General features: G+C 61.6%; 21 protein-coding genes and 1 pseudogene. 6 read left to right on the forward strand and 16 right to left on the reverse strand.

What is annotated here, in order from left to right; translation table 11 throughout:
- On the forward strand, window positions 1-427 hold a 427-nt coding region (locus AMM33_RS00325), incomplete at its 5' end, for an IS30 family transposase (RefSeq protein ID WP_194945135.1).
- Here the strand turns inward: AMM33_RS00325 and AMM33_RS00330 are convergent.
- From AMM33_RS00330 to pilM, 10 genes are all read right to left on the reverse strand, one after another.
- Window positions 369-1,013 carry a type I restriction enzyme HsdR N-terminal domain-containing protein gene (locus AMM33_RS00330; RefSeq protein WP_090137778.1) on the reverse strand — a complete coding sequence of 215 codons (645 nt, stop codon included), beginning with the start codon at window positions 1,011-1,013 and terminating at the stop codon, window positions 369-371. The genes AMM33_RS00325 and AMM33_RS00330 overlap by 59 nt on opposite strands.
- Window positions 1,014-1,031: 18 nt before the next feature.
- Window positions 1,032-1,202 carry a hypothetical protein gene (locus AMM33_RS21655; protein ID WP_194945136.1) on the reverse strand — a complete coding sequence of 57 codons (171 nt, stop codon included), beginning with the start codon at window positions 1,200-1,202 and terminating at the stop codon, window positions 1,032-1,034.
- 85 nt (window positions 1,203-1,287) lie between these two features.
- Window positions 1,288-2,475 carry an MFS transporter gene (locus tag AMM33_RS00335; RefSeq protein WP_090137780.1) on the reverse strand — a complete coding sequence of 396 codons (1,188 nt, stop codon included), beginning with the start codon at window positions 2,473-2,475 and terminating at the stop codon, window positions 1,288-1,290.
- 220 nt (window positions 2,476-2,695) lie between these two features.
- Window positions 2,696-3,868: a deoxyguanosinetriphosphate triphosphohydrolase gene (locus AMM33_RS00340; protein ID WP_090137908.1), complete on the reverse strand. Its 1,173-nt coding sequence runs from the start codon at window positions 3,866-3,868 to the stop codon at window positions 2,696-2,698.
- 5 nt (window positions 3,869-3,873) lie between these two features.
- Complete coding sequence (aroB, locus tag AMM33_RS00345) at window positions 3,874-4,986, reverse strand: 3-dehydroquinate synthase (protein WP_090137782.1); 1,113 nt, start codon at window positions 4,984-4,986, stop codon at window positions 3,874-3,876.
- Between the two features lie 175 nt (window positions 4,987-5,161).
- Window positions 5,162-5,692: a shikimate kinase gene (locus AMM33_RS00350; RefSeq protein WP_090137783.1), complete on the reverse strand. Its 531-nt coding sequence runs from the start codon at window positions 5,690-5,692 to the stop codon at window positions 5,162-5,164.
- A 94-nt stretch (window positions 5,693-5,786) separates the two neighbouring features.
- Window positions 5,787-7,229, reverse strand: a complete 1,443-nt coding sequence (locus AMM33_RS00355) for a type IV pilus secretin PilQ (protein ID WP_228767874.1) — start codon at window positions 7,227-7,229, stop codon at window positions 5,787-5,789.
- A complete protein-coding gene (locus AMM33_RS00360; RefSeq protein WP_090137786.1) occupies window positions 7,229-8,302 on the reverse strand; it encodes a hypothetical protein in 1,074 nt (357 codons plus the stop codon). The genes AMM33_RS00355 and AMM33_RS00360 overlap by 1 nt, the downstream gene beginning before the upstream one ends.
- Entirely contained in the window at window positions 8,299-8,949 is a 651-nt protein-coding gene (locus tag AMM33_RS00365; RefSeq protein WP_090137788.1) for an exodeoxyribonuclease VII large subunit, read from the reverse strand. The genes AMM33_RS00360 and AMM33_RS00365 overlap by 4 nt, the downstream gene beginning before the upstream one ends.
- Window positions 8,946-9,692: a pilus assembly protein PilM gene (gene pilM, locus AMM33_RS00370; protein WP_090137790.1), complete on the reverse strand. Its 747-nt coding sequence runs from the start codon at window positions 9,690-9,692 to the stop codon at window positions 8,946-8,948. Before pilM ends, AMM33_RS00365 begins: the two co-directional genes overlap by 4 nt.
- Before the next feature lie 189 nt (window positions 9,693-9,881).
- On the opposite strand from pilM, the gene AMM33_RS00375 reads away from it, so the two are divergent.
- Window positions 9,882-12,272, forward strand: a complete 2,391-nt coding sequence (locus AMM33_RS00375) for a penicillin-binding protein 1A (RefSeq protein WP_090137791.1) — start codon at window positions 9,882-9,884, stop codon at window positions 12,270-12,272.
- Between the two features lie 111 nt (window positions 12,273-12,383).
- Here AMM33_RS00375 and cyaY read toward each other — a convergent pair whose 3' ends face one another.
- Window positions 12,384-12,716, reverse strand: coding sequence for an iron donor protein CyaY (cyaY, locus tag AMM33_RS00380; RefSeq protein WP_090137793.1), 333 nt, complete (start codon window positions 12,714-12,716; stop codon window positions 12,384-12,386).
- Between the two features lie 12 nt (window positions 12,717-12,728).
- Between cyaY and AMM33_RS22305 the strand changes: the two are divergent.
- From AMM33_RS22305 to lysA, 3 genes and pseudogenes are all read left to right on the forward strand, one after another.
- A pseudogene (locus tag AMM33_RS22305) lies at window positions 12,729-12,821 on the forward strand (lipoprotein); the annotation flags it as partial.
- The gene (locus AMM33_RS00385; RefSeq protein WP_194945137.1) at window positions 12,822-13,004 is read left to right on the forward strand and encodes a hypothetical protein; all 183 of its coding nucleotides are present in this window, start codon (window positions 12,822-12,824) and stop codon (window positions 13,002-13,004) included.
- Window positions 13,005-13,062: 58 nt separating this feature from the next.
- Window positions 13,063-14,346, forward strand: a complete 1,284-nt coding sequence (lysA, locus tag AMM33_RS00390; RefSeq protein WP_090137797.1) for a diaminopimelate decarboxylase — start codon at window positions 13,063-13,065, stop codon at window positions 14,344-14,346.
- A 194-nt stretch (window positions 14,347-14,540) separates the two neighbouring features.
- On the opposite strand, the gene AMM33_RS00395 is transcribed toward lysA, so the two are convergent.
- On the reverse strand, window positions 14,541-15,128 hold the full coding sequence (locus tag AMM33_RS00395) for a protein-methionine-sulfoxide reductase heme-binding subunit MsrQ (RefSeq protein WP_090137910.1): 588 nt from the start codon (window positions 15,126-15,128) through the stop codon (window positions 14,541-14,543).
- 5 nt (window positions 15,129-15,133) lie between these two features.
- A complete protein-coding gene (gene msrP / locus AMM33_RS00400) occupies window positions 15,134-16,132 on the reverse strand; it encodes a protein-methionine-sulfoxide reductase catalytic subunit MsrP (RefSeq protein ID WP_090137799.1) in 999 nt (332 codons plus the stop codon).
- Between the two features lie 217 nt (window positions 16,133-16,349).
- Between msrP and AMM33_RS00405 the strand changes: the two genes are divergently transcribed.
- Window positions 16,350-16,730: a response regulator transcription factor gene (locus AMM33_RS00405; RefSeq protein WP_194945138.1), complete on the forward strand. Its 381-nt coding sequence runs from the start codon at window positions 16,350-16,352 to the stop codon at window positions 16,728-16,730.
- 39 nt (window positions 16,731-16,769) lie between these two features.
- On the opposite strand, the gene dbpA is transcribed toward AMM33_RS00405, so the two are convergent.
- From dbpA to tyrS, 3 genes are all read right to left on the reverse strand, one after another.
- Complete coding sequence (gene dbpA / locus AMM33_RS00410) at window positions 16,770-18,191, reverse strand: ATP-dependent RNA helicase DbpA (RefSeq protein ID WP_090137911.1); 1,422 nt, start codon at window positions 18,189-18,191, stop codon at window positions 16,770-16,772.
- Window positions 18,192-18,376: 185 nt separating this feature from the next.
- Complete coding sequence (gene dtd, locus AMM33_RS00415; RefSeq protein WP_090137803.1) at window positions 18,377-18,820, reverse strand: D-aminoacyl-tRNA deacylase; 444 nt, start codon at window positions 18,818-18,820, stop codon at window positions 18,377-18,379.
- 43 nt (window positions 18,821-18,863) lie between these two features.
- The gene (gene tyrS, locus AMM33_RS00420; RefSeq protein WP_090137805.1) at window positions 18,864-20,096 is read right to left on the reverse strand and encodes a tyrosine--tRNA ligase; all 1,233 of its coding nucleotides are present in this window, start codon (window positions 20,094-20,096) and stop codon (window positions 18,864-18,866) included.
- Between the last annotated feature and the right edge of the window lie 95 nt (window positions 20,097-20,191).

Below are 20,191 nucleotides of genomic sequence, written 5' to 3' on the forward strand. Positions count from 1 at the left end.
ACAAGCCATCGTGACACTGGCAGAACGCAAGAGTGGCTTTGCTGTGCTGGCCAAAGTGCCCAACAAGTCTGCTGCTTTGGTGGGTCGGGCCATTGAAGCCAAACTCAAGCCCCTGATCTCACGGGTGAAGACTTTGACGGTGGACAACGGCAAGGAGTTTGCGGATCACCAGGCCATCGATCAGACCCTTGGCATCCAGACCTACTTTGCCGATCCGTATTGCAGTTGGCAGCGCGGCAGCAACGAGAACTTCAATGGTTTGCTGCGCCAATACATTCCCAAGAAGCGGCGCATGGAAACTGTCACCGATGAGGAGTTGACTATGATTGAAAACAGATTGAATCACCGCCCCAGAAAGCGGCTGGGATTCAAGACACCCCACGAGGTGTTTCACGCCTCGTTAAACCGTGTTGCACCTCGTACTTGAATCCGCCAGTTTCGTTTGTCTTGATTTGAAAGGCGTAAGGCTCGCCTGGTGTGCGGTAGGCTTTTTCGTCTCTTGTTTTCAAGAAGATGAGTTTGGTCAGTTCACCAAAGGCCATGGGTGGTGACAAGCGACCACCACCCCAAAGGGTTTGGTGGCATTTGCGAATGGTTTTGATCAAATCATCACGGGTGACAGCGCCAATATCGGGTTTGTTTTTGGCTTTGTAGTAGTACTTGAACTCTTCAGGCCTGCCATAACCGGCGGGCAAGTCAGCAATCACGTTGGCATCGCGCTCCAACACGCCGTATCGGTCTGAACAATCGAAAAACGCGCGGGTTTGACCAGCCACCACCCCCACGTATTCAGCACGGAATTTGTGGGCATGGCCGTTGCCAAAGGCTTGCTCAATGGCTTGTTTGAATTCGTTGTCGGTGACGGCATCGCGTTTGCACTCGATCACGGCATACGGTTTGGTACGTGCTTTGTCCCGGAACACCACGATATCCGCTCGATCATTGGGCACGCGGTCTGGCACGGTGATTTCTACCCCAATGCATTCGGGGTCATACCCATATCGATAAATCAATTCTGCGTAGTAGGCGGCTCAAACTTTTTCTTCGGGGTCTGACCATTTTTCGGCAAGATTCACTGCCACGTAACGGATTTTTTCAGTTTTCCCACTGGTGATGATTTGAAGATACCCATCTTCGATCGCGCGTTGAATCAGTCCCGTTGTTTCCATAATTTTTCCGTCATTGATTGCACCTTTAGGCATGGAGCCTTTACCCACCAGCTAACGACTTATTTTCTTGCAGTGGTCTAGCTAATTTTCATTGAACCACATGATTTGACCGATCTCTCTACGCTTGTCGCGCCAACACCCGCCCAGCCAGCCAAGCCAACCCCGCCCCCACCACACAACACCCCACCGTGACCAGCGGCGTGAACTGCCAGCCGCCTGCACGCGCTGCCACAGCCGCCACCACGGGTGGCCCCGCAAACTGGCCCAAAGCAGACAACTGCTGCACCCAGCCCACGGTGGTGGCCACTTGCTGCTCGCCCGGGGCCAGCCGCACCGCCAGGCTGAACAAGGTGCCCGGCACCAGGCCGCCCACGCCCGAAAACAGCAGCACCCCGGCAAAGCGCAGCCAAGGCAGGCTTTCGGTGAAGGGCGCAAAGGCCACGGTGCTGCCCAGCGCCATCGCGCCAAAACCCAGCCACAAGGTCGAGCGCGATGCCCAGCCGCGTTGCAGCAGGCGGCCCGACGCCATATTGCCCAAGATGTTCACCGCCGCAGCCAAGGCCGTGAGCACACCCAAAAGCGCCCCGCTCACGCCCGCAGCGGCGTAAATCGACGGCAAAAAGCCCACCACCGCCAGCCACTGGCCTGAATACATGCCAAAAGTGAGCGCCACCAGCCAGGGGCCACGGGCGCTCAAGGTGCGGCGTAGGCGCTGCCAGGCACCTTGCCCGGCAGTGGCCGCCGCATGGGGAGGATCGGCCGGCACCGCCCGCAACAGCCACAGCGCCATTGCCATTGACACCCCAGAAAACAGCCACCACCACGCCCCCCAGCCCCAGGCCGGAATGAACAGCGGCCCAGCCAACAAAGCCAGCGCCGTGCCCGTGGGCATGTAGGCGCCCCACACGCCCAGCATGCCGGGCAATTTCGCAGGCGGCACCAGGCGGCGGATCAAGGCCGGCGCGGGCAAAGCCACCAGCAAAAAGCCCAGCCCTTCAATCGCCCGCAACACCAGCAAAGCCGTCACCGAGGTTGCGAAACCGCCCAAACCACTGGCCAGCGCCAGCAGACACAGGCCGCGCACCATGCTGCGCTTGAGCCCCATGCCATCGGCCAGCAGCCCCATGAACACCGCCAGACTCAGGCCAGCCAGCTGCACGATGGACAAAAGAAAACCCGACTGCACCAGCGTCAGGCCAAGCTCAGCCTGCAACGCAGGCAAGGCCGGGGACAGCTTGCCCACCTGCAAGGCGGCCACGCCACCGGCCAGCACCACCAGCCAGGCCGAGCGTTTTGCAGCCTTCATGCGAATAATCCTGTAGGTCGGCACTCGCAGAGTCCGACATGGGCTGGACATACCACCAACGCTTGTGCAAACACTGCCGCACAAGCTACCCACGCCGGGGTCTTCGACCACCGACCTACAAAACTGTTGCTCGGTCGCTTCAGCCCCAACAAGGGTCTGGGCCGAAGCGCGCAGTGTCGGGGCTGAAGCCACCGACCTACAAGAAGGCACAAAAACCGGGTCACAAGAGCTTGCGCCCCGTCAGGCGTTCATGTTCGCGCAGGGCAAAGCGGTCGGTCATGCCTGCGATGTAGTCGGCCACGGCGCGGTGCAAATCGGCCCCCGCTGCAAAGTCGGCGGGCATTTCTGCAGGCCGCGCCACATAAGCTGCAAACAGCTCGCGCACGGCCTGCTGGGCCTGTCCGGTGGTTTGCATGACCTGCGGATGGCGGTACAGACTCGCAAACAAAAACTTCTTGAGCTCCGCCGTGCGGGCTTTCATGTCGGCACTGAAGGCCACCAAAGGGCCCGCCAGCCGGGCCTCGTCGGCAGACTGAACCCCTGCACGCGCCACCGCATGGCGGGTGGTGTCGATCACGTCATACACCTGATCGCTCAGCATGCGGCGAATGGTTTCGTACAGCAGTCGGCGCGGCTTTTCAGACAGCGCGGGGTGCTCGTTCAAGGTCTGCTGGTGGTAATGGGCAAACAGCGCCACCTCCTGCAGCTGCCCCATGCTGATCAGGCCGGAACGCACCCCATCGTCAATGTCATGCGCGTTGTAGGCAATCGCATCGGCCAGATTGCACAGCTGCGCCTCCAGACTGGGCTGGGTGCGGTCGATGAAACGCCGCCCCACCCCGCCCGGCTCGGTCCGATCCAGATGCTCGGCATTGGCCCGCGAACAATGCTTGAGCACGCCCTCGCGGGTTTCAAAACTCAGGTTCAGGCCATCAAACGCGGGGTAACGCTCTTCAAGCTGGTCCACCACGCGCAAGCTTTGCAAGTTGTGCTCAAAACCGCCGTGCGCTGCCATGCACTCGTTCAGCGCGTCTTGCCCGGCATGCCCAAAGGGCGTGTGGCCCAGGTCATGCGCCAGCGCCACGGCTTCGACCAAATCTTCGTTCAGGCCCAGCGCCCGGGCAATGGATCGGCCCAGCTGCGCCACCTCCAGCGAATGCGTGAGCCGCGTGCGGAACAAATCGCCCTCGTGGTTCAAAAACACCTGCGTCTTGTAAACCAGCCGCCGAAACGCCGTGGAATGCACGATGCGGTCGCGGTCGCGCTGGAAGGCATTGCGCGTGGGTGCTGCAGGCTCGGCAAAGCGCCGTCCCCGGGTTTGCCCCGGGTCGCATGCCAACGCTGACAAGCTGGACTGCGAACCGATCGAGATCGCAACGGACTCGGCGTACATGGCCATCAAGCGCAGCAGGCGTTGATCACCTCGCGCACCATGGCGTCGGGCGCACCGCACACGGTGGCTTTGCCGGGGCCGTCGATCACCACAAACTGGATATCGCCACCGATGGCTTTTTTATCGAGGCGCATGTGTTCGATGTAATGGCCCGCGTTGTCGGCTGCATCAATCACAGGGCCGCGCACCGGCAAGCCAGCGCGTTCGATCAGGGCACGCAAGCGGGCCACAAAAGCCGCATCGACACGCCCCAAGCGATGCGACAACTCGGCCGCCATGACCATGCCGCAGCCCACAGCCTCGCCGTGCAACCAGACGCCAAAGCCCAAACCCGCTTCGATGGCGTGGCCAAAAGTGTGACCAAAGTTGAGGATGGCGCGCAGGCCCGCTTCGCGCTCGTCCTGCCCCACCACCCAGGCCTTGATCTCGCAGCTGCGCTTGACGGCATGGGCCAGGGCCTTCGGGTCTTGAGCCATGAGGGCGTCGATGTTCGCTTCGATCCAGTCCAGAAACGCCATATCGGCAATCGGACCGTATTTGATGACTTCAGCCAGGCCAGCGCTCAGCTCGCGCGGGGGCAAGGTGCCCAGGGTGTTCAGGTCGCAAATCACCCGCACTGGCTGGTAGAACGCGCCGATCATGTTTTTGCCCAACGGGTGGTTGATGGCGGTTTTGCCGCCTACCGAGGAGTCGACTTGCGACAGCAGCGTGGTCGGCACCTGCACAAAGGGCACGCCGCGCATGTAGCTGGCGGCGGCAAAGCCGGTCATGTCACCAATCACGCCACCGCCCAGCGCAAACAAAACGGTCTTGCGGTCGCAGCCTTGGCCCAGCAGCGCGTCAAAAATCAGGTTCAGGGTATGCCAGTCTTTGTGCGCCTCGCCATCGGGCAGCACCACGGTGTGCACCTGCTTGTAATGCAGGGCGATGGCGCTGCGCAAAGCGGCCTCATAGATCGGGGCAATCGTGTCGTTGGTCACGATCATGGCGGTGCTCGCCTTGGGCAGGCCGGCCCAGGTTTCAGGGCGGCTCAACAGGCCTTGGCCAATCTGGATGTCATAACTGCGGTCATCCAGCGAAATGGCGACCTGCTCAATGGAAATGGGGTGCTCGGACATAGGGCGTAAGTGTAGGGCTTTGACACAGGCTTCTCGTCGGGGCTGAAGCCGCCGACCTACGAAGATGACAGGGCTGCCCCGTAGGTCGATACTCGAAGAGTCCGACGTTTACAGCCTTCGACACACGCCCCATGTCGGGGTCTTCGACCACCGACCTACGAAGATGAGGGCAGGCTTACGAGGACTTGATCGGCAGGTGACCGGCCAGTTCCAGTTGCATGGTGATCATGTTGACCAGGGTGGCCACGGAGGGGCGGCCGGTTTCGATCACGAAGTGAGCGGCTTCGCGGTAGAGCGGGTCACGGGTGTCGTAGAGCGCGCGCAGGCGGGCCATAGGGTCCTCGACTTGCAAGAGGGGGCGTGCGGTGTCGTGGCGCACGCGGCGGTAGACGTCTTCGGGGGTGGAGCGCAGATAGATGACGTGACCGCGTTCGTGCAGGTGTTGGCGGTTGGCGGGTCGCAATACCGCGCCGCCGCCAGTGGCAATCACGCCTTCGTGGGTTTGAGTCAGGTCGTCCAGCACCTGTTGCTCGACATCACGGAAACTGTCCTCGCCTTCGCGCGCGAAAAATTCCCGGATTGAACAGCCCAAACGCTCTTCAATCACATGGTCGGAGTCCACAAAAGGCACGCCCAGGCGGCGCGCCAGTTGGCGGCCGATGGTGGTTTTGCCTGAGCCCGGAAGGCCCACGAAGATGATGCTCAAGGAAGTCTCACACGAAGTAGTCACCCCACACCGAACAAAAAAGGGGCGGGGCGTTTGAAGTGGGCAAGTGTATGCGACCCGCTTTGCCCGCCCTTCACTGCGGCAAGCTGGCCGGTGCGTCAGCCACCACACGGGGGGTGAGAAAGATCAGCAGTTCACTTTTGCGCTGGGTCTGGTCGCGGTTTTTAAACAACCAGCCCAGGCCCGGCACATCGCCCAAACCCGGCACCTTGGCCTCGTCGTTGCGCCGGGTTTCCTCAAAAATACCGCCCAGCACTGCGGTGCCGCCGTCTTCCACGCGCACCTGGGTTTTCACGTGTTTGGTGTTGATGGCATACCCCGCCGGGGTGATTTGGCCAACGCTGTCGCGGTTCACATCGACTTCGAGCACCACCGAGCCATCAGGGGTGATTTGGGGCGTGACTTCGAGTTTGAGGTTGGCTTTGCGAAACGAGATGGCGGTCACGCCAATGCCTGCCGATGTTTGGTAGGGCAATTCGGTGCCCTGCTCGATCAGGGCCTTGGTCTGGTCGGCGGTGACGACCCGGGGGCGCGAGACCACTTTGCCAAGACCTGCCGCCTCCAGTGCCGAGAGTTCGACGTTGATGAACCGGTCGGCCGCCGCGTTGAACAGCGAAACGGCAAAGGTGGCGGGGGCGCTGACGGTTTGACCCGCGCTGCCTGAGGGCAAATTCACCTGGTTGCCGTTGGCCACGCCCGCCGCTGCGCTCTGGTTGGTGGCGCCCATGCTCAGGGTTTGGCTGTTGCCCTGCACTTTCAGGGGCACAGCCAGGCCCGCCCCCAGGCGCACGCCCAGCGATTGGCCAAACTGGTCATCGGCCTCGACGATGCGTGCCTCGATCAGGACTTGCCGCACGGGCACATCGAGCTGGGCAATCATCTGCTGGATCTCTGCCAGACGGGCGGGCAAGTCGGCAATGAACAGCTGGTTGGTGCGCGGCTCGGCCAGCACCGTGCCCCGGGGACTGAGCCAGCGACCGCCACTGGCCCCAGCCACGCCAGTGGCGCCCCCACCTTGCAGGCGCTGCGCGACTTCACTGGCCCGGGCGTATTGCAGGCGCTGCGACCACATGCTCAAGGGGCTGACGGCGTCCAGGGCGGCTTGCGCATCGCGTTGCTTTTTCTCGCGCAGCGCCCATTCGCCTTGCGGGGCCACCCACAGCACACGCCCTTCCTGGCGCGAAGTCAGGCCCTTGGATTGCAGCACGATGTCCAGCGCCTGTGGCCAGGGCACCTCGTTCAGACGGACTGTGACGGGGCCACTGACGTTGTCGGTCAGCACCAGATTGAGCCCGGCAAATTCGGCAAACACTTGCAGCAAGGCGCGCAAGTCGATGTTCTGGAAATTCAGGCTGATGGGGCGGTTGTCAGTGGATGCGGGCCACTCCACCGGAAACGCCACAGCCCTGGACGCCGGAGTAAGGGGCGAGGTGGGCGCCGGAGTGCCCCCATTTTGTGCCGCCACACACAGCCCCCAGCAACAGGCCACGGCTGTCCAGCCACGTTTGTTGTTCATCATTTGCCGCCCTCCCAATGCAAGACATGGACCGGCCCGCGCGCCGCGCGCAGGGTCACGCCCTCGCTGGTGATGGCCTGCACCCGATGGCCTTCGAGCGTGACGCGCTGACCGGGCCGCACACGCGCCCAGTGCGGACCGGCCACCAGCACGGCCTGCCGATCGGCGCCTTGTTGCCATACCCCGGCCAGGCGCACGCGCGCCAGTGGCCAGCGTTCGGGGTCTTCGGGCAGGTCGGGTGCTGTGGACGCAGCGGGCTGCGCTGTATCGCCGGACCCTGTCTCTGAGCCTGAGCCTGCAGCACCGGCCTGCGCCAGCAGTGGTGCAGGCTGCGCAAACAGCGGCGCTGCCTGCACGGAGACCTGGTTGGGCAGTGCGCGGGCGCCATCTGGTGGACCGTCCACTGAGCCGTCGTGCGCCGGCCAGGCTTGCCAAGTGCTCTCACCCGGGCGCATCCACACACGCAGCACGGCATCGATCTGCACGTCTTGGCTGTCAGGCTGGGCCACGATGCTGATGCGGTCAATGGACCACACCGGCCCCGCCTCCGTGAAAGCTGCCCAGGCTTTCACCCAGCGCGCAAAAGCCCCGATCACACGCAGCGTCACGGCCTGGCTCGGCACGGGCGACCCGGTGCTGGCGGCAGGGGCTGAGCGTCCTGGTGTGATGCGCTGCACCTGCGGACTCACAGGGCGCAAGACCATGACGCGCAGGCCCTGCTGGCTCAGTGCCTGTTGCAAATCCAGCCAGATGCGACTGGGCTGGGCCTGGCCGGGCAGGCGCGACAGGGCGTCACGCTGGGCGTGTTCGGCATCTTCGGCCTTCAAGGGCGAGGGCGGGGCCAAAGCCGCCGTTTGTTGGCGCAAACGTTCCACCGCTTCATCAGCCTGGGTGTAGGCTTGTGTGACATCCAGATGCACAAGAACCACGGCACACGCCCCCAACAGCGCACTGCCCAGCCCCCAGACCCAGGGGCGCAGCATGAGCAGGGCTTGTTTTTGCCAGTTCGCCCAAGCGGTGGACCAGTCCACTGCGCCTGTGTCCCACCGTCGTGACAGCTTGCCTATGTTCATCGCCCCCCCTTGGACGCAGCAGCTGAGGCTGCCGGGGCCGCAGCAGCTGCGGCAGGGGCTTTGCCCGAAGCTTCGGCAGGCGGCTCAATGGAAGTCCAGGCCACTTGCCAGACAAAAGACACCTGCGCGGAACGGGCGCTGTCCGACTCGCGCAAAGTGTTAGTGGCCGTGAGGCTGGCCAGATTCACGGCCTGGCCCCAATGCTCGGCCAATTGCTGGCGCGCCGCCGTCATGGCTGACACGCTGGGTGCAAAGCCTTGCAGCTCCAGCTTGTCGCCTTCGGCCTGCAAGCGCTCCAGGCGCAAGCTGCTGCGCTGCGCCTCGGCCAGCAAGGCCTGATGCCAAACGTTCCAGATTTGCTGGTGCTGTGCGATCTGGCTCAGTTGCTTGCGCTGCAAGCGTTGCATCTGCACCAGTGCGCGTTGCGCATCCAGCACTTTGAGGCGTTGCGTGCGCTCGGCCATCTGGCTTTGCAATTGACGTTGCTCGGTCAACAGGGCCTCGGTTTTGGCTGCTTGCCACCACACCCAGCCCCAGGCCAGCGCAACGCCCACGGCACAACCGAGCAAACCCGTGACCCTCCGATGCCGCAGCCCTTGCTGCTGCGCCAAGTTGGGGTAGTGCAACAAATTGAATGCGCTGCTCATGACCACGCCTTCAAGGCCAATCCTGCCGCGACCAAACGCGCCCCCACGGGTGAGGACATGGCTTGGAGCAAGGCAGCATCGCCGGTGGCCAACCCGGCAGCCTCTTTGATGTGGGGCCCGTCATCGGGTCCGGGCAGACGAAATTGCCAATCCAGCACCGGCTGGGTCAGCAAACTGGGCAGCCCGCCTTGCAGGGCGTTCGCCGCCCGCCGAGCGGCATGCAGTTCGGGTTCTACGGTGGCCAGCTGCCAGCCCGCAGCGCGTGTGCATTTTTTCAAATCGGCGATGTGCGACTTGGCACATGCGACCCATTGCACCCGGCGCACCAACGCTCGCGAGGTGTCTTCGGGTTGGAAATCAAAATTCACCTCATCGGGCTCCAAACCCAAGGCTTGTGCAGCCTCCAGTTGGACCTCGGCCACCCAGTCCCCTTCGTCCAGCTGCGCCGGGAATTCGATTTGTCCCAAGGCCAGATCCACCAATGGCAGCGCCATATTCAAGCGCTTTTCCACGCCACTTTGGGGTGATCCCATTTGCCGCAAAGCCTGGCTGAGCCATGCTTTGTCTTGATGTGCCAATGCTGGCATGGGTTGCAGGGTTTGAGTACTCTGGACTTTGGCCAAATGCTCGCTTTGGCGTTGCAGGCCCACCAGCGACCACGCAGCGTCTTGCTGAGCCAGACCCCACCCCAAGCGCGTCGACCTCGCACCGATGCGTTGCCACCACCGAATCAAGCCTTTCATGTTGCCCCCTGCTTGAGGCCTTGCTGGCCTTCTGAGAGATGTTTTGTAACATGAATAAAGCGCCCAAACAATATTTTTGAATACCAAATAATTCTTTATTGAATTTTCAAGTGCGACCTGAGAGGTGAAGGATTTTTATAATGGCAGGCGCCTTGCATCCTGCATGGCGCCCCCCACCGCCTCCCATTTATGCCATCCAAAGACACCCCCCCTTCTGAAAAGCAGCGCCCAAGCGACGCAGCCAGTCCATCCCGGGTGCCCTCCTGGCTGGTGAAATTGGCCCTGTGGGTCATGGGCATCGTGGCGGCGGGCCTGGCCAGTATCATGCTGGTGGTGGGTGTGGCCATGGTGGTCGCCTATCCCAATTTGCCCGACATCTCGGACCTGGCCGACTACAAACCCAAGCTGCCGCTGCGCATCTACACCGCCGATGGCGTGTTAATGGGCGAGTTTGGCGAGGAGCGGCGCAACCTTACACCCATCAAGGACATTCCCCTGGTCATGAAAAACGCGGTGCTGTCCATCGAAGACAACCGCTTTTACCAGCACGGGGGCGTGGACTATATCGGCATTTTGCGCGCCGGTTTGGCCAACATCGGGCGCGCCAAAAGCCAGGGGGCATCGACCATCACCATGCAGGTGGCACGCAATGTGTACCTGTCATCCGAGAAGACATTCACCCGCAAGATTTATGAAATTTTGCTGACCTACAAGCTCGAACACATGCTGACCAAGGACCAGATACTGGAGGTCTACATGAACCAGATTTATCTGGGCAACCGAGCCTATGGTTTTGCCTCGGCGGCAGAGGCTTATTTTGGCAAATCGCTCAAGGACATCAGCATTGCCGAAGCGGCCATGCTGGCCGGGCTACCCAAGGCGCCATCGGCCTACAACCCGATCAGTAACCCCAAACGCGCCCGCTCACGCCAGCTCTACATCATCGAGCGCATGGAGAGCTTCAACTACATCACACCTGAACAGGCTAAAGCCGCCAAAGCCGAGCCGCTGAATCTGCGCAACGCCGGTGACAAACGCACCCTGCACGCCGAATACGTGGCCGAAACCGTGCGCCAGATGGTGTTTGCCCAGTACGGCCAGGACACCTACACCCGGGGCCTGAACGTCTACACGACGATACAGTCCACCGAGCAAATGGCCGCCTACAAGGCACTGCGCCAAGGCATCATGGACTTCGAAAGTCGCCAGATTTACCGGGGGCCGGAAAAATTCGTCGATCTTCCAGCAGACCCCAAGAAGATGGAAGACGCCATCGACGATGCGCTGGAAGACCACCCCGACAACGGCGATGTGATGTCGGCCGTGGTGCTCGAAGCCTCGCCGCGCAAAGTGGTGGTGGTGCGCCAGAACGGCGAGCAAATCAGCATCACCGGCGATGGCCTCAAGCCTGTGCAATCGGGTTTGTCTGAAAAAGCCCCCCCAGCCAAACAACTGCGCAAGGGCGCCGTGATTCGCGTCACCCAAACCCCAAAAGGCCTGTGGATGATCACGCAACTGCCCGAAGTGGAAGGCGCTTTTGTGGCCATCACACCCCAGACCGGCGCCATCCGTGCCCTGGTGGGCGGCTTTGACTACGCCAAAAACAAGTTCAACCACGTCACGCAGGCCTGGCGCCAGCCGGGTTCGAGCTTCAAGCCCTTCATTTATTCGGCTGCCCTTGAAAAAGGCTTTACCCCGGCCACCGTGGTCAACGATGCCCCCTTGTTTTTTGACGCGGGCGTGACCGGCGGCCAGCCTTGGGAGCCCAAAAACTACGACGGCACCTTTGACGGCCCCATGTCGCTGCGCCGGGGCTTGGCCAAGTCCAAAAACATGGTCTCCATCCGCGTGCTGCAGTCGGTGGGCGCACGCAATGCGCAAGAGTGGATCACCCGCTTTGGCTTTGACGAAGACAAACACCCGGCCTACCTGACCATGGCGCTGGGCGCGGGATCGGTCACGCCCATGCAGATGGCCACGGCTTATGCGGTGTTTGCCAACGGTGGCTACCGCCTGCCACCACACCTGATCACTCGCATCAGCGACTTCAAGGACCGGGTGTTGGTGGACAGCCCTCTGCCCACGCAAATGACCGAAGAACAGCACACCTTGCCCGAGCGCAACGCCTTTGTCATGAGCAGCCTGCTGCAAGAGGTGACCCGCTCAGGCACCGCCGCACGGGCCCAGTCCATGCTGCGCAGGCCCGATGTGTATGGCAAAACCGGCACCACCAACGACTCAATGGACGCCTGGTTTGCGGGCTACCAGCCGCGCCTGGCAGCGGTGGTCTGGATGGGCTACGACACCCCGCGCAAGCTGGGTGACCGCGAAACCGGCGGCGGCCTGAGCCTGCCGGTCTGGATCAATTTCATGGAAACGGCCCTGCGCGGCGTCCCGGTGTCCGAGCCGCCCGTGCCCGAAGGCGTGGTCAACGTGAACGGCGACTGGATGTTTGACGAGTTTGCCAAAGGCGGCGGCATCAGTACCTTGGGCACAGGCCATGAAGGCACCGCCAAAGCCCCGGCCCCAGTGCCGCCCGGCGAAGAGAAAAGCAAGATCCTCGACCTGTTCCGAAACTGAGTCGGCGCTGTGCCCCGACCTACATATGCAGGGCCCCGTAGGTCGGCACTCGCAGAGTCCAACGTTTGTCGGCTTCGGTACAGGCCTGATGTAGGGTTTGAAGCCGCCGACCTACAGCTGGGCAAACACCAGTTCTTGCCCAGCCTGCTCAGAGGCATAACGCGACAGGCTCTGCCAGAACTCGCCTTGGCCCTTGGTGTCCATCCAGAGAGTGCCGTCGAATTTGTAGTGGAAGCCGCCACAGCGGGCTGCCAGCCAGACTTCATGCAGGGGCTTTTGCAGATTGACCACGATTTGGCTGCGGTTGGGAAAGGTGAGCGTGATCATGCCGCCCACACGTTGGTTATCGACATCGGCATCTGTGTCGTCGTTCAGGCGGTCGCAACTCGTCTCGATGCCCGCCAACAGGCGCTCCGCGTGGTCCAGGAATTCAAGGTCGGTCATTACAATCGCTGCATGTTGAAGGTATCCAGGATTCTAGTCACGTCACTTGCCCTTGCTGGGGGTACGGCTGTGTTGAGCGCTTGCGGTCAAAAGGGGCCGCTGCTCATGCCCAACACCCCCGAATCGGTTGGGCGCGCCACCTTGCTCGAAGCCCTCAACCCCTGGCACCAAAAACCAGCAACATCGCCAAAGCCGCCAGCCCAACCGGCTGCGCCTGCGCTGCAGCCGCCAGATCAAACCCCTGCAGACCCCTCCGATTTGCCCGGCGTGCCACCTCGGGCACCATAACGGCAGGACGCACGACCTGCCCCTCCTTCCCCCCCCATTTGTCCCTTCTGAAGCGCACATGAACACCCCCATCAACGCCACCTTGCCCGGCCAACCCCACATCGCCTATTCGGGCGATCAGCTCATGGTCGAAAGCCTGCGCCTGTCTGAGCTGGCTCGCCAACACGGCACACCCTTGTTTGTGTACTCCAAAGCCGCCATGCTCTCGGCCCTGGCCGCCTACCAACGTGGCTTTGCCGGACGCCAGGCGCAAATTTGCTACGCCATGAAGGCCAACTCCAGCCTGGCCATCTTGCAGGTGTTTGCCGATGCCGGTTGCGGCTTTGACATCGTCTCGGGCGGCGAGCTGGCCCGCGTGCTGGCTGCGGGCGGCGACCCGGCCAAGGTGATTTTTTCAGGCGTGGGCAAAACCCGCCATGAGATGAAACAGGCCCTGCAAGTGGGCATTGGCTGTTTCAACGTTGAAAGCGAAGCCGAACTCGATGTGCTCAGCGCCGTGGCGGTGGACCTGGGCAAAGTGGCCCCGGTCAGCCTGCGCGTGAACCCCAATGTGGACCCCAAAACCCACCCCTACATCTCGACCGGTCTGAAAGGCAACAAATTCGGTATTGCCCACGAAGAAGCGCTGCGTGCCTACCGCCATGCGGCCAGCCTGCCCGGCCTGAAGGTGGTGGGCATCGACTGCCACATCGGCTCGCAAATCACAGACAGCACGCCCTATCTGGACGCCATGGACCGCGTGCTGGACCTGGTGGCCGAGGTTGAAGCGGCGGGCATCCCCATCCACCACATCGACTTTGGCGGCGGCTTGGGCATCAACTACAACGGCGACACCCCGCCCGAGGCCGATGCGCTGTGGGCGCAGCTGCTGGCCAAACTCGATGCCCGGGGTTACGGCCAGCGCCAGCTGATGATCGAGCCCGGCCGCTCACTGGTGGGCAATGCGGGCGTGTGCCTGACCGAGGTGCTGTATCTGAAGCCCGGCGAACAAAAGAACTTTTGCATCGTCGACGCCGCCATGAACGATCTGCCCCGCCCCGCCATGTACCAGGCCTTCCACCAGATCGTGCCCGTGCAACCGCGCTCAGGTGATGGTGTGGTGTACGACGTGGTCGGCCCGGTGTGCGAAAGCGGCGACTGGATCGGCCGCGACCGTCAGCTGCTGGTGCAAGCCGGTGATGTACTCGCCGTGCTGTCGGCAGGCGCTTACTGCATGAGCATGGCCAGCAACTACAACACCCGCGGCCGCGCCGCCGAAATCCTGGTCGATGGCACAAAGGCCCACCTGATTCGCCAGCGCGAATCGGCGTTTGACACCTTTGCGCTGGAGCAGCTGGTCTGAGGCCCAGGTGTCGGACTCTGCGAGTACCGACCTACCCATTCAATGCGCATTGACTTCGCACACAGCCTGCCCCGTCACACAGCAGATCGTGATGGGCGGACAAGCCTTCATAGATACTTCAAGCTAAACCATTGTCAAATAACAGGATTTTCAAAAATCAAAAGGTTTCATTCCTAGATATATCTGCTCACAAACTACCGCCGCAAGGCTCGCCAGGCCAGCAAACCCGCCAGAACACCCGCATACACCAAAACCTCGGCAAAGTCCTGTTTGCCCGCGCGCATCCACCAAAAGTGCAGCACGGCCAGCACGGCCACCGCATAAACACCCCGGTGCAGCAGCTGCCAGCGCCTGCCGCCCAGCCAGCGCACGGCCCGGTTGAAAGAGGTGGCGGCCAGCGCCAGCAAGATCACAAAGGCACTGAAGCCCAGCCAGATGAAGGGGCGCTTGAAGAGGTCTTGCAAGGTGTCGGCCAGGTCAAAGCCCATGTCAAACCAGGCGTAGCACAGCAGGTGCACGCTGGCATAAGCGAACACCAGCAAACCCAGCATGCGCCGAAATCGCAGCAATTCTGGCCAGCCCAGCCAGGTGCGCAAAGGGCTCACGACCAGCACCACACAAAGGCTGCGCAGTGTCCAGTCGCCCGTGGCGCGGATCAAGGCTTCGGCGGGGTTGGGGCCCAACTGGTCTTGCAGCGTCTGCAACACCAGCCAGGCCAGGGGCAGCAGCCCCACCGACAGCAGCGCCCACCAGGCTGCAGGGTGGCGCAATGCGGCCCTCATGGTCATCAGAAAAATTTCTTCAAATCCATGCCGGCGTAGAGCTGCCCGACCTGCGGCTCATAGCCATTGAACATGAGCGTCTTGCGTTTTTTGGCCAACAGACCGTCTTCGCCAATGCGCCGTTCGGTGGCTTGACTCCAGCGCGGGTGGTCCACCAGCGGGTTCACGTTGGAATAAAAGCCGTACTCCTGCGGCGCGGCTTTCTCCCAGGAAGACAGGGGCTGCTTGTCCAGAAAGCGGATTTTGACCAGGCTCTTGCCGCTTTTGAAACCATATTTCCAGGGCACCACCAGGCGCAAAGGCGCGCCATTTTGCTTGGGCATGACTTCGCCATACATGCCAAACGCCAGCAAGCTCAAGGGGTGCATGGCCTCGTCCATGCGCAAGCCTTCCACATAAGGCCAGTCCAGCGCCCCGCCGCGCACACCGCGCATGGTCTTGGGGTCAGCCTGGGTCACGAACTCCACAAACTTGGCCCCCGGCTGGGGCTCCACCCGCCGGATCAGGTCCGACAGCGAATACCCGATCCAGGGAATCACCATGGACCAGCCTTCCACACAGCGCAGCCGGTAAATGCGCTCTTGCATGGCGCCCCACTTCATGAGGTCTTCCAGGGCGTAGCGTCCGGGCTTTTTCACCAAGCCTTCAATCTCCACTGTCCAGGGTTGGGTATTCAAGGTGTGAGCGTATTTGGCCGGATCGGCTTTGTCGGTGCCAAATTCGTAAAAGTTGTTGTACGTGGTGGCGTCTTTGTAGGCCGTGGGCTTGTCCATCGTCATGGCGCCGGGCACATTGGAAGGCACAAACGGCAAGGCCACCCCGCCCCCACCCGCACGGGCACCCTGCGCCCAGGCGCTGCGCTCGGCCCAGGTGGCCAAAGACAGCCCGGCAGAGCCTGCTGCCATGCGGCGCAACACGTCACGCCGCGATTGGTACACCTGCACGGGGGTGATCTCGCTGGACACGGGATGCACAAAAGCTTTGTCAGATGAAAAAATCAGCATGAGCACCTCTGGGGAATAAACAAGCATTGGATTGTCAAGGTTTTAAACACCTTGTGCTGCCCCCCCCATACCCAACGTATCGGAACCCGGGTATCCCCCCTTTGTGCGCCCCGTTGCGCAAGACCTGCGGTCCAACAGGCAAGCGTCCTCTATCTCACCCAAAGCGCCATGTTGTTAATTTGATAAGATGCTCTTATTTTCGTTAATTTCACTAAATATGACAAGCCAAGCGATCATTGAAGTGGTCGACGACAACGAAGACATTCGGCAGATGTTGTGCTTGGTGCTGGACGCGCATGGCTTCAAAGTACGCACCCATTGTGGCGGTCACGAATATCTGAGTGCACAGCGCTCTTGCGGCCCCAGAGTGATGCTGCTGGATATCCGAATGCCCAAGATGAGCGGTATCGAATTGCACGCCAACATGCGCCAGGCGGGCGATGACATCCCGGTGATTTTCATGAGCGGCGAAAGCTTGCCCCATGAAACCATGGCCGCCCAGGAAACCGGCGCCATCGCCTTCATGTGGAAACCCTTTCGCACCGAGCAAATGCTCAAAGCCATTGCGCAGGGCCTTCAGACCTTCCAGTCAGCCTGAAATCGGCCATTCAGCGGCAGACTCGGTGCACGCCCAAGGTCAAATCAAGCGCACCTTCACACTTTTGCCCTTGATCTTGCCGCGCGAAAGCTGCGCCTCGACCTTTTTGGCCAACTCGGCCTGCACCGCCACATAGGTCGAAAACTCGTTCACATTGATCTTGCCGACCTGCTCACGGGTCAGGCCGCATTCACCCGCCAGCGCGCCCATCACATCACCCGCGCGGATTTTTTCTTTGCGCCCCCCCACAATTTGAAGGGTTCGCATGGGGGGCTGCAAAGGGCCACCTGCGGCAGCGGTCAGCCCCGACAACGGCGCCCACTGGGACTCGCGGCCCTGCATCACCTCAATCTTGCCGACCGCGCCCATCTCGTCCATGCTCGCCAGCGTGAGCGCCAGGCCTTCCGCATCACCCCGGCCGGTGCGGCCAATGCGGTGAATGTGTATTTCAGGGTCGGGCGTCACGTCCACGTTGATCACGGCTTCCAGGCCTTCCACATCCAGCCCGCGTGAGGCCACATCGGTGGCCACCAGCACCGAACAACTGCGGTTGGCAAACTGCACCAGCACCTGGTCGCGCTCGCGCTGCTCCAACTCGCCAAACAGCGCTAACGCGCTGTAGCCCTGCGCCTGCAAGACCGCCACCAGGTCACGGCACTGCTGTTTGGTGTTGCAAAACGCGAGGGTGCGGTCAGGGCGGAAATGCGCCAGCAACTTGGATACCGCATCCAGGCGCTGGCTTTCGCTCACTTCGTAAAACACCTGGTGGATCTTGTGCGCGCTGTGCTGCGCCTCGACCTTGACGGTCTGCGGCGAGCGCATGAACTGCGCCGCCAGCTTGGCAATGCCCTCAGGGTAGGTGGCCGAAAACAGCAGGGTCTGGCGGTCTTTGGCGCACTGGCGCACCACCTTGGCGATGTCGTCGAAAAAGCCCATGTCCAGCATGCGGTCGGCTTCGTCCAGCACCAGCGTGTTCACCTCAGCCAAGCTCAACGAACCTCGCTCCAGGTGGTCCAGGATGCGGCCGGGTGTGCCCACCACCACATCGGCACCGTGCTCTAGGCTCACCGTCTGGCCGCGCAGGGCCACACCGCCGCACAACGTGACAACTTTCACGTTCTGGCGGGCACGAGCCAGGCGACGGATTTCTTGGGTGACTTGGTCGGCCAACTCACGCGTGGGGCACAGCACCACTGCCTGCACAGGAGCGCTGGGCGAACCTGCGCTTTGCAGGCGCTCAATCAGGGGCAGGCCAAAGGCGGCGGTTTTGCCACTGCCCGTGCTGGCTTGGGCGATCAGGTCTTGCCCTGCCAGCGTGAGCGGCAGGCTGGCCGCCTGGATGGGTGTCATCTGGGTGTAGCCCAGTTGTTCGAGGTTTTGGAGCGTGGCGGGGGCCAGGGCGAGCTGATCGAAGCGAGAGGTCATCGGGACAAGCGGCTCGGCGGGGGTTGTTGAAGTCATGCGGGGATTATCGTTGCCGGGTTCACAAGGTGTGTTGACGTGAGGCATCGCCGCGATGTTTGCTTGCGCAGCAGATGTGCTGCGGGCCAACGGCCTTAGCCCCGAAGTGTGCCTGTGCCGATGCAAACATTGTCGGAGCTGAAGCTCCGACCTACGGGGGCAATGGTGGTTGGCCTGGGACGGACTCAAGCGCTCATGCGCAGGGGGATGGTGATGGGGCCGTCGTTGATGAGGGCGACTTTCATGTCGGCGGCGAAGCGGCCGGTTTGCACCAAGGGGTGGGCTTTTTGGGCTTGGGCCACAAAGTGCTCATAAAGTCGGCGGCCTTCTTCGGGCGCTGCGGCCTGGGTGAAGCTGGGGCGGTTGCCACCGGCCACATCGGCGGCCAATGTGAATTGGCTGACCACGAGCAGGCCGCCGCCCACATCCTGCACGCTGCGGTTCATCTTGCCCGCCTCGTCGCTGAAGATGCGCAGTTTGAGCATCTTGGCCAGCATCTTGTCGGACACCGCGTCGGTGTCGCCTTTTTCGGCACACAGCAGCACGAGCAAGCCTGCGCCGATCTGACCGATCACTTCCCCGTCCACGCGCACGCTGGCTTCGCTCACGCGCTGCAGTACCGCGATCATTTCAAGACACCGTCAGTGCACATGAGCGGACAAACGAAGGGCATCAGGCCAGATGGACCTTGGCAAACTTGCGCTTGCCCACTTGAACGATGTAAGTGCCGGCTTCAAGCTTGAGGCCTTTATCGCTGACCACGCTCGAATCCACGCGCACGCCGCCTCCGTCGATCAGGCGTCCGGCCTCGGTGGTCGAGGGCGCCAAGCCTGCCGATTTGAGCAAAGCGCCAATGCCCATGGAGGCGCCCGACAAGGACACTTCAGGAATGTCGTCAGGCACGCCACCTTTGCTGCGGTTGATGAAGTCCTGCTCGGCGGCGTCTGCGGCAGCAGTGCTGTGGAAGCGCGCCGTGATTTCCTTAGCCAGCATGACTTTGGCGTCTTTGGGGTTGCGCCCGGCTTCGACTTCCTTTTTCAATGCCTCAATCTCGGCCATGGACTTGAAAGACAGCAAGGTGTACCAGCGCCACATCAGCGTGTCCGAAATGCTCAGAACCTTGGCGAACATGCTGTTGGGCTCTTCGGCAATGCCGATGTAGTTGTTCTTGGACTTGGACATTTTGTCCACGCCGTCCAGCCCCTCCAGCAGAGGCATGGTCAAAATGCACTGCTGATCCTGACCATATTCCGCCTGCAGATGGCGGCCCATGAGCAGGTTGAATTTCTGGTCGGTGCCACCGAGCTCCAGGTCACTTTTCAGCGCCACCGAGTCGTAGCCCTGCATGAGCGGGTACAAAAATTCGTGCACGCTGATGGGCGTGCCTGCCTTGAAACGGTCATGGAAGTCGTTGCGTTCCATCATGCGGGCCACGGTGTATTTGGCGGCCAGCTGAATCATGCCCATGGAGCCCAAGGGCAGGCTCCATTCGCTGTTGTAGCGGATCTCGGTTTTGGACGGGTCCAGCACCAGGCTGGCCTGCTTGTAATAGGTTTCGGCGTTGAGCTTGATCTGCTCGGGCGTCAGTGGCGGGCGGGTGCTGTTGCGGCCAGAGGGGTCGCCGATCAGGCTGGTGAAGTCACCAATCAAAAAAATGACTTGATGCCCCAGGTCCTGCAGCTGGCGCATTTTGTTGAGCACCACCGTATGACCAATATGGATATCAGGCGCGGTGGGGTCTAGCCCCAGTTTGATGCGCAGTGGCACGCCAGTGGCTTCGGATTTGGCCAGCTTTTGCAGCCAGTCTTCTTTGGGGATCAGCTCTTCGCAGCCCCTCAAAGTGACCTCCAAAGCATTCAAAGTGCTTTCTGTGACGGGGTATTTTGTAACAAGCGATTGATTCATAAGGGTTTTTTCTTGGGTCAATTCGGTGTTGGCCCTTAAAATTGGCCTTTTCTTGAAGTCTCCCATTTTAGAGGCGACACCCCCCCATTCCTGCT

Source organism: Limnohabitans sp. DM1 (assembly GCF_001269385.1).
Taxonomy (GTDB): Bacteria; Pseudomonadota; Gammaproteobacteria; order Burkholderiales; family Burkholderiaceae_C; genus Limnohabitans_A.

Bases quoted from the DNA above. Each gene is read 5' to 3' on its own strand.
- AMM33_RS00375 (WP_090137791.1), top strand. From the start codon at position 9,882: ATGCCATCCAAAGACACCCCCCCTTCTGAAAAGCAGCGCCCAAGCGAC.
- lysA (WP_090137797.1), top strand. From the start codon at position 13,063: ATGAACACCCCCATCAACGCCACCTTGCCCGGCCAACCCCACATCGCC.
- AMM33_RS00340 (WP_090137908.1), bottom strand. From the start codon at position 3,868: ATGTACGCCGAGTCCGTTGCGATCTCGATCGGTTCGCAGTCCAGCTTG.
- dbpA (WP_090137911.1), bottom strand. From the start codon at position 18,191: ATGACTTCAACAACCCCCGCCGAGCCGCTTGTCCCGATGACCTCTCGC.
- AMM33_RS00355 (WP_228767874.1), bottom strand. From the start codon at position 7,229: ATGAACAACAAACGTGGCTGGACAGCCGTGGCCTGTTGCTGGGGGCTG.
- dtd (WP_090137803.1), bottom strand. From the start codon at position 18,820: ATGATCGCGGTACTGCAGCGCGTGAGCGAAGCCAGCGTGCGCGTGGAC.
- cyaY (WP_090137793.1), bottom strand. From the start codon at position 12,716: ATGACCGACCTTGAATTCCTGGACCACGCGGAGCGCCTGTTGGCGGGC.
- tyrS (WP_090137805.1), bottom strand. From the start codon at position 20,096: ATGAATCAATCGCTTGTTACAAAATACCCCGTCACAGAAAGCACTTTG.
- AMM33_RS00360 (WP_090137786.1), bottom strand. From the start codon at position 8,302: ATGAACATAGGCAAGCTGTCACGACGGTGGGACACAGGCGCAGTGGAC.
- aroB (WP_090137782.1), bottom strand. From the start codon at position 4,986: ATGTCCGAGCACCCCATTTCCATTGAGCAGGTCGCCATTTCGCTGGAT.
- AMM33_RS00365 (WP_090137788.1), bottom strand. From the start codon at position 8,949: ATGAGCAGCGCATTCAATTTGTTGCACTACCCCAACTTGGCGCAGCAG.
- AMM33_RS21655 (WP_194945136.1), bottom strand. From the start codon at position 1,202: ATGCCTAAAGGTGCAATCAATGACGGAAAAATTATGGAAACAACGGGA.
- AMM33_RS00335 (WP_090137780.1), bottom strand. From the start codon at position 2,475: ATGAAGGCTGCAAAACGCTCGGCCTGGCTGGTGGTGCTGGCCGGTGGC.
- AMM33_RS00385 (WP_194945137.1), top strand. From the start codon at position 12,822: ATGCCCAACACCCCCGAATCGGTTGGGCGCGCCACCTTGCTCGAAGCC.
- AMM33_RS00405 (WP_194945138.1), top strand. From the start codon at position 16,350: ATGACAAGCCAAGCGATCATTGAAGTGGTCGACGACAACGAAGACATT.
- msrP (WP_090137799.1), bottom strand. From the start codon at position 16,132: ATGCTGATTTTTTCATCTGACAAAGCTTTTGTGCATCCCGTGTCCAGC.
- AMM33_RS00395 (WP_090137910.1), bottom strand. From the start codon at position 15,128: ATGAGGGCCGCATTGCGCCACCCTGCAGCCTGGTGGGCGCTGCTGTCG.
- pilM (WP_090137790.1), bottom strand. From the start codon at position 9,692: ATGAAAGGCTTGATTCGGTGGTGGCAACGCATCGGTGCGAGGTCGACG.